An 11,915-nucleotide genomic window follows, 5' to 3' on the forward strand; every position below is an offset into this window, starting at 1 on the left:
ACTTGCTGTAAAGCTTAACGGCATATTTTCAGCTGTAAAGGCTAAAGCCCCAAGGAATGGCGCTGAGCTGCCATCATATCCATCGTGCGCACAAGTTCTGCGCTAATCCCCGGCTCTGACAAGGCGTGGCCGGCGCGACCGATGAAAGACAATCGGGATTTTGGCCACATCTTTGACAACCTATGCGCCGAAACCGGCGGGCAGATCATATCATAGCGGCCTTGCACAATCACACCGGGGACATCTGCAATCTTGGCCATCTGACCGGGGTGCAGGATTTGCTGATCCGCGTTCAGGAATCCACCGTGGTAGAAGTAATGGTTCTCAAGCCGGGCAAAAGCGCGGGCATAATCGGCAGGGCTTTCACCCGTTGCACCATCGCTATCGATTGAAGCCAGCGCATTCTCCCAAGAAGCCCACGCGCGGGCATAGCGCACCTCTAGCCCGCGATCATCCGAAAACAGGCGGCGATGATAGGCGGCGATATAGTCATCGCTTTCATCCTCTGGAATGAGGGATGCGAATTGTTCCCACAGATCGGGCCAGAATTTTCCGGCGCCACCGCCATAAAACCAATCCAACTCAGGCTGGGTCATCAGAAAAACGCCACGCAAGACCAAAGCCGCCGCATGATCGGGATGGGCCTGGGCATAAATCAACGCCAGTGTCGCCCCCCAGGACCCGCCAAAGACAATCCAGCGATCAATGCCGAGCGTTTTTCGGATCAGCTCAATATCCGCTACCAAATGCCATGTCGTATTCGCCTCAACACTGGCGTGGGGACGTGACCGACCACAGCCGCGCTGATCAAACAAAATGATGCGAAACTTATTGGGATCAAAATAACGGCGCATTGCCGGGCTGCACCCGCCACCAGGGCCACCATGCAGGACGACAACGGGGATGCCATCTGGGTTGCCGCACTGCTCTATGTAGATGCGGTGACCGTCGCCCACCTCCAGCATCCGCTGATCAAAGGGATCAATCGGCTGGTAAAGATGCGCACCTGGGCGCTTTTGTCCTACGACTTTGTCCATAACCATCCTATATCGCGTGTTGAACGCACTGACCATGACGCGGAGTGATGAAAATGTCGGCAACGAACACAGTAGACCCCAGCGAGATTGCCAAGTTTGAGGCGATGGCTGCCGAATGGTGGGATCTGAAGGGCAAGTTCAAACCGTTGCATATGATGAACCCGGTGCGATTGGACTATATCACCAGCCAAATCGCCGCTGAATTCGGGCGCGACTTGAGCCAGCCGGACCCTTTTAAGGGCTTGCGCCTTCTTGATATCGGCTGCGGTGGTGGATTGCTTTGCGAACCCATGGCGCGGCTTGGGGCCACGGTAGTGGGTGCAGATGCCGCGGAAGGGAACATACCAGTCGCGAAAATCCACGCTGAGCAGTCAGGGTTAGAGATCGACTATCGTCACACCACAGCCGAGGCGATGGCAGAAGCGGGTGAGCAGTTCGATGCGGTCCTGAACATGGAAGTGGTTGAACATGTGGCCGATCCGCAAGGCTATCTGGATGCTTGCCAACAATTGATGAAACCAGGCGCAATCCACATCTGTTCAACCATCAACCGCAACCCAAAGTCCTTTGCGATGGCGATTGTTGGCGCAGAATACGTGATGCGTTGGCTGCCCAAGGGGACGCATGAATGGAACAAGTTTATCACGCCGGATGAACTGTTTGGATTTATCGAAAAGGCCGGGATGACCCCAGTGGACCGCAAAGGGTTTGTTTTCAACTTTGCGAAATTCACCTGGTCGATCTCAGACAAAGACCTATCGGTAAATTATGTGACGGCAGCAACAAAGCCGGTTGAATAGGTTTACCGCGTGATCCACAGTTACCAGTGTAGCGCAATCTGATCGCACTTGGTATTCGGAAAAACTATTGAAATTCTCAGCATCACGGCTCAAGCGTCGATTCTACACACCACTGATACGTTATCAAGATCGCCGTTTAGTTATCGAGGACAGTAATAAGCAGTGCGAACAGGCTGGCGTCGCTCCAATTGCGCTTAAGGTGCGTGAGTCGGCAGAACCTACTGCTCCAACCGATGTCATCCTGACAAAAGAGGGTGGGCATATTATAGCGTTGGTGAACCAAAGCTGGCCTCGCGGTTACTTAGCCGGTAATCGCCACAAACTCGCTGCGTTTGCCTATTGGCTGAACCAAACAAGTGCCAGCGTCCAACGCATAGTCGTCAATATTTCTGACGGCCACAAAGTGAGTGTAGCACGCTACAAATACGCAACATCGTCATCCGATGACACATTGGTTCCAGACGCACATTTCTTCCGAGACTACGGATATATTGCAACTGATCGGTTTGCCGCAGATCATGCGCCAGCATGGAATGACCGCAAAGATGATATCGTCTGGCGCGGTGCACTAAACGGTGTGGGCTTGTTCTCACTTGATCCGGATACAATCAATAATCCAGGCGTTCTTCAGCGGCTTCGTATGGCCAAAGCATGTGAGCAGCTTGATGTTGATTTCCGGTTCGTTCTGAAACGCCGCGAAGAATACCAAAACCTGCTGCGTCGGGCGGACCTGATTGGCAAGCGCGTCGACACATTTGAATGGGCAAACATGAAATATGCCATCGATATCGATGGCTATACCAACGCCTGGTGCAATTTCATGCAACGTCTAAAGCTTGGATGTTGTGTGTTGAAAGTCGAAAGCCAGTTTGGCTTCTATCAATGGTACTATCACAAGTTGGTCCCGTGGGAGCATTTTGTACCTATTCGCGCTGATCTGTCGGACTTGCAGGAGCGAATTGACTGGGTCAAAAGTAACCAACACAAAGCACGTATCATTGCAGAACAAGGGCAGGCCTTTGCCAAGGCAATGACCTTTGAAAGCGAATGCAATGTTGCGGTGGAAACCATCGAGGAACGAGAAGCACGCGGATGATGTTCTGGCAAAATAAAACAGTCGTCGTTGCAGGCGGAGCGGGTTTCATCGGCCAGCACCTTGTGCAGGCCCTCTTGAATGCAAACGCCCACGTGCATGTCATCGACAATTATTCAACCGGGCACACGTTGGAGGTGCAACCCCGCCACCCTCACCAGCTAACACAACAACAGCATGATATCTGCGACCCCGCAACGGTGCCACATGCCGATGTAATCTTTAACCTCGCAAGCCCAGCATCACCCCTGCATTATCAAAGCGATCCGATCCAAACGTGGAAGACAAACCTTCTGGGCACGATGCATATGCTCGATCATGTGTTAGCTTGCGAAGGCACGCTCGTGCAGGCCTCAACCAGCGAAGTCTATGGTGACCCATTGTCCCATCCGCAAAAGGAAACCGATTGGGGCAATGTGAACCCGATTGGACCCAGAGCCTGCTATGACGAAAGCAAACGTGCGGCAGAAACGCTCTTGATTGATGCGGTACGCACCAAAGGCGCCGATATACGTATCGCGCGTATCTTCAACACCTACGGTCCGGGGATGGGCGTTTCTGACGGACGCGCGATACCCAATTTTGCCGCACAGGCCAGCGAGGGAAAACCGATAACCATCCACGGCGACGGCACGCAAACCCGCAGCTTCTGCCATGTCAGCGATACCGTTGCGGCATTGCTGCGGCTTGGCATGGTGGCTGACGCAAAGGGCGAAGTGGTGAACATCGGCAACCCATCCGAAGTGACCATTCTTGAAATTGCCGAACTGGTGAATGCGCTTTTTGGCAACAAAAGCGAGATCCTATTCACACCAAGACCTATCGATGATCCGCAAAGACGCTGCCCTGACATCAGCAAGGCTAGGCGTCTGTTAGGATGGACGCCGCAGACCACATTCAAGGATGGCATTCTGACGCTTTATCAAAGTGATCGCGCCAGCCTACGCGTCTAGGATCACTCAACTGCACCCAGCTTCAAACGCATCTCGCGCAGTACGGGCAGAACCGTGCGGGCTTTGTCTTCACCTACCTTATTGACCACATCAGCGATCACCGGGGCAATCGCAGCCAATGCAGCATCGCGGGCCGCCAAACCAGAGGGGCTGATGGCGACCATCTTGCGCCGTGCATCGTCCCAATCAGGACGCACATGCACCCAGCCTGCCCATTCCAGTTTGTGCAACGTGTTGGTCATCGCGCCGCGCGTGAGGTGAAATGTCTTGGCCAGCTGCGCCGGTGATCGTTCGACACCCGCATGCGCCAAATGATTCAGCACGGAAAAGTGCGACAGCTCCATCCCCTTGGGCAGGACACGCGCTACATTGGCCCGCGCCAATTGATCAACCGCCAAAATTTCGCTGAACAATGATACGGCTAAATTATTCGCAGCGTCTGACATCAAGGACCTTCGAAAGGGCGATCATGGCTCAGTGCCGCGATCCGTTTGCGGCTTTGTGCCACTTCCCTAAGGTCAAGATCAACCAATGCGATACCCGGCTCTGTACCTAAATCCGCCAGAACCTCGCCCCAGGGCGAAATCGCCATGCTGTGCCCATATGTTTTGCGTGGTTTGTCCGACGCAGATGCATGAGCACCCGTCTGTGCTGCAGCCAGAACATAAGAACCCGTCTCAATCGCGCGGGCGCGCAAGAGCGGTTCCCAATGCGCAGCACCGGTCACAGGCGAAAATGCAGCGGGCACCAAGAGAATCTCAGCGCCAGCCTGCGCCAAGGCCCTGTAAAGGTAAGCAAAGCGTATATCATAGCAGACGCTCATGCCGATTTTGGCGAACGGTGTATCGGCCACAACAGCCGTTCCACCGGGACGGTAGCCTGCGGATTCGCGGTAAGTCTCGGTTTCAGAGACGGTCACATCGAACATGTGAATCTTGTCGTAGCGCGCAGCGATCTGGCCTGCGGGATCGATCAGAAATGACCTGTTGGCAAACCGGCCGTCTGCATCATAGGTCTTAAGTGCGAGTGAGCCGATCGAAAGCCAGATGCCATGCCGCACCGCCTCTTCGCGCAGTTTCTTCAACGTGATGTCATCGGCTTCATGCTGCAAAACAGCTGTCTGGTCCGCGCGATCCCGCGAAATGCAATTGGTCACCTCCGGGGTCAGGATGAATTCCGCACCCTTGGACGCGGCCTCTGCGACCATGGCAACGGTCTGAGGCAGGTTTGCCACCGGATCATCGCTGACGTTCAGTTGAAGCAGTGCCGTTTTCATGCCGCTAACAGCGCATCCAGTTTGCCGCCGCGCTCCAATGCAAACAGATCATCACAACCACCCACATGGGTGCCATCAACGAAAATCTGCGGGACTGTGCTGCCACCGTTCGCGCGCTGGATCATTTCGGCGCGGCGTTCGGGTTGGGCAGAAATATTAACCTCGGCAAAGCTGATACCCTTTGAGTTCAGCAGGCGCTTTGCCATGTGGCAAAAGCCACAGGTTGGTTTGGTATATATCTCGACAGTTGCCATTATTGTGGTCCTTAGATCGGTTTCGCTCCTGATCTAGGCATCTTTGACCACTCTTGCCAGTGTAACAATCGACACGTTTGTGGCACCGGCAGCCTTCGTAGCCTCGGCGCTCGCGGCAAGGGTCGCGCCAGAGGTCATAACATCGTCAACAAGGATGACCTGTTTGCCTACGATCTGATCCACGCGCTTAGGGTTTGGTACAATTGCCCCCGAAAGCTCTGCGAAGCGGGCCTCGCGATTATGTCCTTCCAGCGCATTTGTCTTTTTTGGGCGCAGCAAAGCGTCAACGCAAACGGGCAAGTCCACGACCTTGCCTAGCTCCTGCGCCAGCAAAGCAGACTGATTATACCTGCGCTTGACGACACGCACCCAGTGCAACGGCACCGGGATTAAAACAGTGTCTAACATAGAAGGTTTGGACAATTTTTGCGCCATCCATTGCGCTGCTGGACGCGCCAAATCTGTCCGGTCCCCGTGTTTCAGCCCCAGGACCAGTCGCCGACCAACACCCGTATAGATCAATGCCGCGCGCCCCCGGTCCCAAGGCCGCGCGATGGTCATGCAGTCATCACATTGGACCACTTCGCCGTGGTCTTCGCCCGGCAGAGGCGTTCCACATGTATCGCAGACCAGCCCACTTATGAACTGCGTTTCACGCCAGCAGGCCGCACAGAGCCCATTGTCATCCTCGGTCTGTGCATCGCAGGCAACGCATTGCGGCGGATAAATTGCCCGAATGACGCTTTGCAACCGCATGAATGCACCCTAAATGACCAGCATGGATATGCCCCAAATCACCGACCGCGCAGCCCTGATGCGCAACCGCGCACGTGCAGAACCTGACGCGCTGTTCCTGCAAGAACACGCCGCCGATGAGCTGCATGAGAGACTGATCGAGGTTAACAGAACCTTTACATCAATCGCGATTGTGACCGGTTTTCCTGATTTTTGGGCGGCGCGTTATCCAGAGGCCACGATTGTGGCTGATGAAGAGACGCTTGATCTGAAACCGCGGGCCCACGACCTGATCCTGCACACGATGTGCCTGCATTGGGCGAATGATCCCGTAGGACAACTGGTGCAGACGCGCCATGCGTTGAAACCGGATGGCTTATTGCTTTGTACCTTCCTTGGTGGGCAAACCCTGCATGAATTACGCGCCTCGCTGGCTGAGGCAGAGGCTGTCGTCGCAGGTGGCCTTTCGCCCCGTATCGCGCCAATGGGTGAAATTCGTGATCTGGGTGGGCTTTTGCAACGCGCTGGCTTTGCCCTGCCAGTTGCAGATGCGACGCCACTGACGGCAAGCTATGTCAACGCATTCCACCTGATGCATGACCTGCGCAAGATGGGTGAAAACAACGCCCTTGCCCAGCGCATCAAACATGCAACCCGGCGCAACGTGCTGACCGAGGCGGCCTGCATTTATGCCGCAAATTTTCGCAATGCTGAGAATCGGGTGGATGCCACTTTTGAAGTCATCACGCTGACCGGATGGGCCCCCGCTGATAGCCAACCGCAACCTTTGCGCCCCGGTAGCGCGAAAACCCGCCTTGCCGATGCATTGAATACGCAAGAAACGCCTTTAGATAGGTCCAATGACTAACGCCGTGCGTATCCCATTTAACTAGTAAAGAAATAGCGCTACCTAGAGGGCAATGAAGATGTTCGATGCACAAGCCAACGCCAAAGAGCGCCAAGCCACATGCCCTGTGCATGCGCAGCCCGATCACCCGGTAGTTAAACCGGCGCGCGTTGGTATTCTGGTCGCTAACCTTGGGACACCTGATGCGACAGATTATTGGTCCATGCGGCGTTATCTGAACGAATTTCTATCTGACAAACGCGTGGTCGATTATTCGGCGTGGATCTGGCAGCCTTTGTTGCAGCTGATTATCCTGACCAAGCGGCCCTTTTCATCCGGCGCAGCGTACAAATCGATCTGGAATGAAGAAGACAACGAAAGCCCGCTTCTGACGATCACCAAAAAACAGACAGCTGCGATCAAAGCACAAATGGTGGAACGCTACGGGGACGACGTGCGCGTTGATTTCTGTATGCGCTATGGCAACCCGTCGACAAAATCCAAAGTGCGAGAGATGGTCGAGGACGGATGCACCAAAATCCTGTTCTTCCCACTTTACCCACATTACGCAGGCGCAACCTCGGCCACGGCAAATGACCAGTTCTTCCGCGCATTGATGGAAGAAAAATGGCAGCCTGTCGCACGCATCGTTGAGCCTTATTTTGAAGAGCCCGCATATATCGAGGCCCTCGCCCAATCGATTGAACATGCCTATGCAGATGCGGAAACGAAACCTGAAAAGCTCGTCTGCTCGTATCATGGCGTACCAGAGCGTTACCTGCGCGAGGGCGATCCGTACCACTGCCAATGCCAGAAGACGACGCGCTTGTTGAAGGAACGTTTGGGCTGGGATGACACGCAGATCGTAACGACTTTTCAATCGCGCTTCGGACCTGAAGAGTGGTTGAAACCCTATACAGTCGAAGAAGTCGCCCGCTTAGCCGAAGAGGATGGCGTCAAGAACATCGCCGTCTGTGCGCCCGCCTTTTCGGCCGATTGCATCGAAACGCTCGAAGAGATCAACGAAGAGATCAAGGAAAGCTTTGAAGAGGCCGGGGGTGAGCATTTCACATATATTCCGTGCCTCAACGACGACCCTGCGCATATCGATGCGCTGTCCGGCGTGATCGAAAAAAACCTCAAAGGGTGGATCGGCTGACGCTGGGCGCGACTTGAGTGCAGTCAAACGGGACCTTTGCAATTGATCCGATGAAAGTAACCCTGACTGAGAACGGCGCGACTGTTGACGCGCATGATCTTGGCCCCCTCTTGGGTCTTGATCCTGCAGAGGTGCCTGCAAAAATGCGCGCAGGTGAGATCACGAGCCAGTCAGAAGAAGGCGTTGACGCAGATTCGGGTCGCAGACGCCTGACATTCTGGTATGCAGATCAGCGAGTGCGTTTGATTTGCGACGCGGATGGGGTGGTCATTAAGACAACACGGATCAAGGTAAAACGCTAAACTGATTCTATTTAACTCAACCCGGCTCTAAATGAACGCCGGATGAATAGAGGCCGAAAAGATGCGAGAATTAGCGCTAACAGCCGAAAAAGATGCAGTTTTTCAACCCAATAACATAACTTTTTTACAGACCCGCCGCAAAGCCAACATATTTGCATGAGATCAATCACACTGCGTTAGTATTGTGTTTGGATTGTGCCAGAAGCTGGTGCGATGAGTGATGGAAATGACAGCAGTATCCCAATCGGAAGAAGGGGCAGTCCCAAAAGAGCGTAGTGAAGCGCTTCCTAATGGTACGGCTTTGCTTGGTGATCAGTTTACGATCGACAGAGCGCTAAGTAACGGCGGCTTTGGCATTACGTATCTTGCAAAGGACAACTATCTCGAACGTGATGTTGTCATCAAAGAATGCTACCCGGAAGTGTTTTGTATGCGTCAGGGCAAAGATGTCCTTGTCCGGTCAGATCAGCATGCCGAAAAATATCGCACAATCGTCCAGATGTTCATGCGCGAGGCGCGGAGCATCGCAAAAATGCGCCACCCGAACATCGTCGGCGTGCATCGGATTTTTGAGGACAACAAGACCGCCTATATGGTCCTTGATCTAATTCATGGCCGTGATCTGCTGAGCATCATCAACGATGCAAATGATCCGCTTCCCCCTGCGCAGATCAAAGAAACGCTGATCAAGATATTGGACGCTGTTGATCTGGTGCATCAGAACGATCTGTTGCACCGCGATATTTCGCCTGACAACATTCTTCTTGATAAATGGGGCAGCCCATTCCTGATCGACTTTGGCGCAGCGCGCGAAGAAGCCAGCCGCGAGACGCGCGCGGTATCTTCCGTACTGATCGTCAAGGACGGCTATTCACCGCAGGAATTCTACTTTGCCGGTGGTAAACAAGGCCCAAGCAGCGACCTGTATGCGCTGGGCGCAACCTTTTATCACCTGATCAGTGGCACAGCACCGCCCAACAGCCAAACCCGCATGGCCGAGTTTGCAGGTAACAACCCTGATCCTTGCGAGCCTTTGGCCGGGCGTTTCCCCGACTATGATCAGGCCTTCCTTGCTGCGATTGATAAGGCGATGCAAATCTTGCCAAAGGCACGTCTGCAATCTGCCTCCGAATGGCTGAATATCATCAACAAAGAAGGCAAGCGTGTTCAAGAGCTCAAGGTTTCATCACGGTTCAAGCTTGAGAAAACTCTGACCCGTCTGGTCTCTGAAACGAATGAATATGTGCTGAATTCGCAGCCACGTGATCCAAAAGAGGCAGCTGCGCAATCGCAACCGGTACAGACTACAGCAACAAAACCGCCTGGCTGGGTGGAAGAGTTCAATAAAGAAACAAGCGAAACGGTTGAAGAGCAACGTGCCGTGAAAAATACGGTCGCCGAACTCCAAACGCGGAAGGCCGAGCGCCAAGCCGAACATCTAGCCGCGCAAGAACTTGCCGCATGGAAAAAGAAGAACTGGTGGCGCATTGGTTTCTTAAAAAAGTCACCGCCAACTTGATCACTTCGTAAAAAAGGGGCGTATCGGATGATACGCCCCTTTTTCTTTTCCTGTGACCGTCCTCAGATCAACAGAACCTGTGTACCCACCTGTGTCAGGTCGTAAAGTTCAGCGATCTGTTCATTATAAAGACCGATACATCCGTTCGACGAACGGCGCCCGATCTTGCGTGTATCGTGGGTGCCATGAATACGGTAATACTGCCACGTCAGGTGCAAAGCATGTGTGCCAAGTGGATTATCCGGACCGGGGCCAATAAAATCGGGCCATTCTGGATTGCGCAATTTCATGGAAGGTGTTGGTGCCCAGCTAGGTCCTTCGACTTTACGTGTGATGGCGGTACGGCCGGTGCGGGTCAATTCCTGCGACAAAGGCACGCTTGTTGGGAACAGCTTGTAAACTGATTCATCTTCAGACCAGTAGTGTAGCGCCCGTGACTGAATATCGATCAAGATAGCGCCTTTGTTCAGATTGCTGAAATAAGGTTGCCAATCCAGCGACCGAAAGCTGGCGACGTTACGCTGCACACTGGCTGAGATATCAGCCTCCAATTCAGTGCTACCAGCGGTCTGGGCAACGGCACCAGTACCGATCATTGCAGCCGATGCCGCCAGAAATCCGCGGCGTGATAAGTCTTTTGTCATAACGGTCCTCCTCAAAGGATCAGTTGTCTTTCAGAAGTGATAGATAAAGTGTCTGGCAAAGCGCTGCAATTCAAACAAATGTCATCCCCACAGCTATGTAAAGATGTGGGTTTGAAGTGTCATCCTATTCCCGCTAAAGAATGGCGACCAAAGCAAAGGCAAGTAGTAAAATGTTACGACGCGACTTATTTTTGGGGCTAGCAGCCCTCGGCCTTACGGCCTGTGGCTCAACCTCGAACCGCCCACTTGGTCCGGATGGTCTGCCTTTGCCATCGGCTTATGTGATCCAATCAGGTGATGAAGCGGCAATCCAGTTCCGCATGCTGGATAGCGTCAATGCCCTGCGCCAAACGGCAGGCGCGGAACCCGTCACACTCGATGCCCGCCTGAATGCCGCCGCCGCAACACACGCACGGGATATGGCGGTGCAGAACCGTCCTTGGCTTTTCGGCTCTGACGGGTCCAGCCCGGTGGAACGCGCACGTCGTGTTGGTTTCCCTGGTCGGCTTTTGGGCGAAAACATCTCGGAATCGTTTGAATCTGAATTGCAGACACTCGGTGCGTGGATGGCCCAGCCTGATACACGCGCTGTCATACTGGACCCCAATGCACGCTTTATGGGCTTTGCCTGGTATCAGGAAGAATCAGCAAAGCTGTGGTGGACCTTGAATATGGGTAGCGATCCAGCGGTTAGCCAGCCCATAGCAGGGCGCGGGTTCTAAGCGTAGATATAGATCAGCGTGCCGTTGTTAATCATCGGATAGATTTCGTCCATCTCGTCATTGGTGACGGCAATGCAACCCCATGTCCAATCCGGCGTGCCTATCCACTTTTGCGGGGTGCCATGGATGAAAATGTCGCCGCCCGGATCAACCCCTTTTGCGCGCGCATAAGCGATATCATTGGCATTGGGATAAGAAATGCCCAACGAGAGATGAAAGCGGCTATTCGGATTACGCCGGTCGATACGATAACCACCCTCTGGCGTACGCCCGTCACCTTCTTGGGATTTATGGCCTTCCGGTGCAAAGCCAAGATCAATGCGGTAGGACTTTAACAAGCTCTGGTGGTGAAGAAACTGCATCTCGCGCCGGTTCTTGAGCACTTGAATGCGCGTCACCTCTGGGCCGCGGTATGTTGGCAATTGCCCGCTACAAGCCGTAAGCCCAAACGCGGCAGTTCCTGCCATCATAGAACGTCGTGAAATCATTATATCTGCCCATCGTTACGGTCTGCGCCGTTTACATCTAATTACACCAAACAGCGCTTTCGCAAAAGATAACCTAACGTATTAAC

The 11,915-nt window shown here is 53.7% G+C and carries 15 protein-coding genes; 8 read left to right on the plus strand and 7 right to left on the minus strand.

The features are described from left to right. Positions 1-41 precede the first annotated feature (41 nt). Positions 42-1,037, minus strand: coding sequence for a prolyl aminopeptidase (gene pip / locus BC777_RS10645; protein WP_100368175.1), 996 nt, complete (start codon positions 1,035-1,037; stop codon positions 42-44). 47 nt (positions 1,038-1,084) lie between these two features. Here pip and ubiG point away from each other — a divergent pair, with 47 nt between their 5' ends. The 3 genes from ubiG to BC777_RS10660 all read left to right on the plus strand — a co-directional run bounded on the left by ubiG (position 1,085) and on the right by BC777_RS10660 (position 3,883). After that, complete coding sequence (gene ubiG, locus BC777_RS10650; RefSeq protein WP_100368176.1) at positions 1,085-1,837, plus strand: bifunctional 2-polyprenyl-6-hydroxyphenol methylase/3-demethylubiquinol 3-O-methyltransferase UbiG; 753 nt, start codon at positions 1,085-1,087, stop codon at positions 1,835-1,837. Between the two features lie 67 nt (positions 1,838-1,904). After that, the gene (locus tag BC777_RS10655; protein WP_133122543.1) at positions 1,905-2,933 is read left to right on the plus strand and encodes a glycosyl transferase family 90; all 1,029 of its coding nucleotides are present in this window, start codon (positions 1,905-1,907) and stop codon (positions 2,931-2,933) included. After that, positions 2,933-3,883, plus strand: coding sequence for an NAD-dependent epimerase/dehydratase family protein (locus BC777_RS10660; protein WP_245834305.1), 951 nt, complete (start codon positions 2,933-2,935; stop codon positions 3,881-3,883). Before BC777_RS10655 ends, BC777_RS10660 begins: the two co-directional genes overlap by 1 nt. A 2-nt stretch (positions 3,884-3,885) precedes the next feature. On the opposite strand, the gene BC777_RS10665 is transcribed toward BC777_RS10660, so the two are convergent. The 4 genes from BC777_RS10665 to BC777_RS10680 are packed head-to-tail and all read right to left on the minus strand — an operon-like array spanning position 3,886 to position 6,169. Then, positions 3,886-4,329, minus strand: a complete 444-nt coding sequence (locus BC777_RS10665; RefSeq protein WP_100368179.1) for a MarR family winged helix-turn-helix transcriptional regulator — start codon at positions 4,327-4,329, stop codon at positions 3,886-3,888. Next, entirely contained in the window at positions 4,329-5,159 is an 831-nt protein-coding gene (locus BC777_RS10670) for a carbon-nitrogen hydrolase family protein (RefSeq protein WP_100368180.1), read from the minus strand. The genes BC777_RS10665 and BC777_RS10670 overlap by 1 nt, the downstream gene beginning before the upstream one ends. After that, the gene (gene grxC / locus BC777_RS10675) at positions 5,156-5,413 is read right to left on the minus strand and encodes a glutaredoxin 3 (RefSeq protein WP_100368181.1); all 258 of its coding nucleotides are present in this window, start codon (positions 5,411-5,413) and stop codon (positions 5,156-5,158) included. The genes BC777_RS10670 and grxC overlap by 4 nt, the downstream gene beginning before the upstream one ends. 33 nt (positions 5,414-5,446) lie before the next feature. After that, positions 5,447-6,169, minus strand: coding sequence for a ComF family protein (locus tag BC777_RS10680; RefSeq protein ID WP_100368182.1), 723 nt, complete (start codon positions 6,167-6,169; stop codon positions 5,447-5,449). A 13-nt stretch (positions 6,170-6,182) separates the two neighbouring features. On the opposite strand from BC777_RS10680, the gene BC777_RS10685 reads away from it, so the two are divergent. The 4 genes from BC777_RS10685 (at position 6,183) to BC777_RS10700 (ending at position 9,975) form a co-directional block, all read left to right on the plus strand. After that, positions 6,183-7,016, plus strand: coding sequence for a methyltransferase domain-containing protein (locus BC777_RS10685; RefSeq protein WP_168769141.1), 834 nt, complete (start codon positions 6,183-6,185; stop codon positions 7,014-7,016). A 52-nt stretch (positions 7,017-7,068) separates the two neighbouring features. Continuing rightward, positions 7,069-8,154: a ferrochelatase gene (gene hemH, locus BC777_RS10690; protein WP_100368184.1), complete on the plus strand. Its 1,086-nt coding sequence runs from the start codon at positions 7,069-7,071 to the stop codon at positions 8,152-8,154. A 50-nt stretch (positions 8,155-8,204) separates the two neighbouring features. Continuing rightward, positions 8,205-8,456: a DUF6522 family protein gene (locus BC777_RS10695; RefSeq protein WP_100368817.1), complete on the plus strand. Its 252-nt coding sequence runs from the start codon at positions 8,205-8,207 to the stop codon at positions 8,454-8,456. 226 nt (positions 8,457-8,682) lie between these two features. Further along, a complete protein-coding gene (locus tag BC777_RS10700; protein WP_100368818.1) occupies positions 8,683-9,975 on the plus strand; it encodes a serine/threonine protein kinase in 1,293 nt (430 codons plus the stop codon). A gap of 62 nt (positions 9,976-10,037) precedes the next feature. Here the strand turns inward: BC777_RS10700 and BC777_RS10705 are convergent, their stop codons facing one another. Continuing rightward, positions 10,038-10,619: a L,D-transpeptidase gene (locus BC777_RS10705; protein WP_100368185.1), complete on the minus strand. Its 582-nt coding sequence runs from the start codon at positions 10,617-10,619 to the stop codon at positions 10,038-10,040. A 170-nt stretch (positions 10,620-10,789) separates the two neighbouring features. Between BC777_RS10705 and dalA the strand changes: the two genes are divergently transcribed. Then, positions 10,790-11,341 carry a divisome-associated lipoprotein DalA gene (dalA, locus tag BC777_RS10710; protein WP_100368186.1) on the plus strand — a complete coding sequence of 184 codons (552 nt, stop codon included), beginning with the start codon at positions 10,790-10,792 and terminating at the stop codon, positions 11,339-11,341. Here dalA and BC777_RS10715 read toward each other — a convergent pair. Continuing rightward, a complete protein-coding gene (locus BC777_RS10715) occupies positions 11,338-11,829 on the minus strand; it encodes a L,D-transpeptidase family protein (RefSeq protein ID WP_245834307.1) in 492 nt (163 codons plus the stop codon). The genes dalA and BC777_RS10715 overlap by 4 nt on opposite strands. Between the last annotated feature and the right edge of the window lie 86 nt (positions 11,830-11,915).

It is taken from the genome of Yoonia maricola (assembly GCF_002797915.1).
Lineage (GTDB): Bacteria > Pseudomonadota > Alphaproteobacteria > Rhodobacterales > Rhodobacteraceae > Yoonia > Yoonia maricola.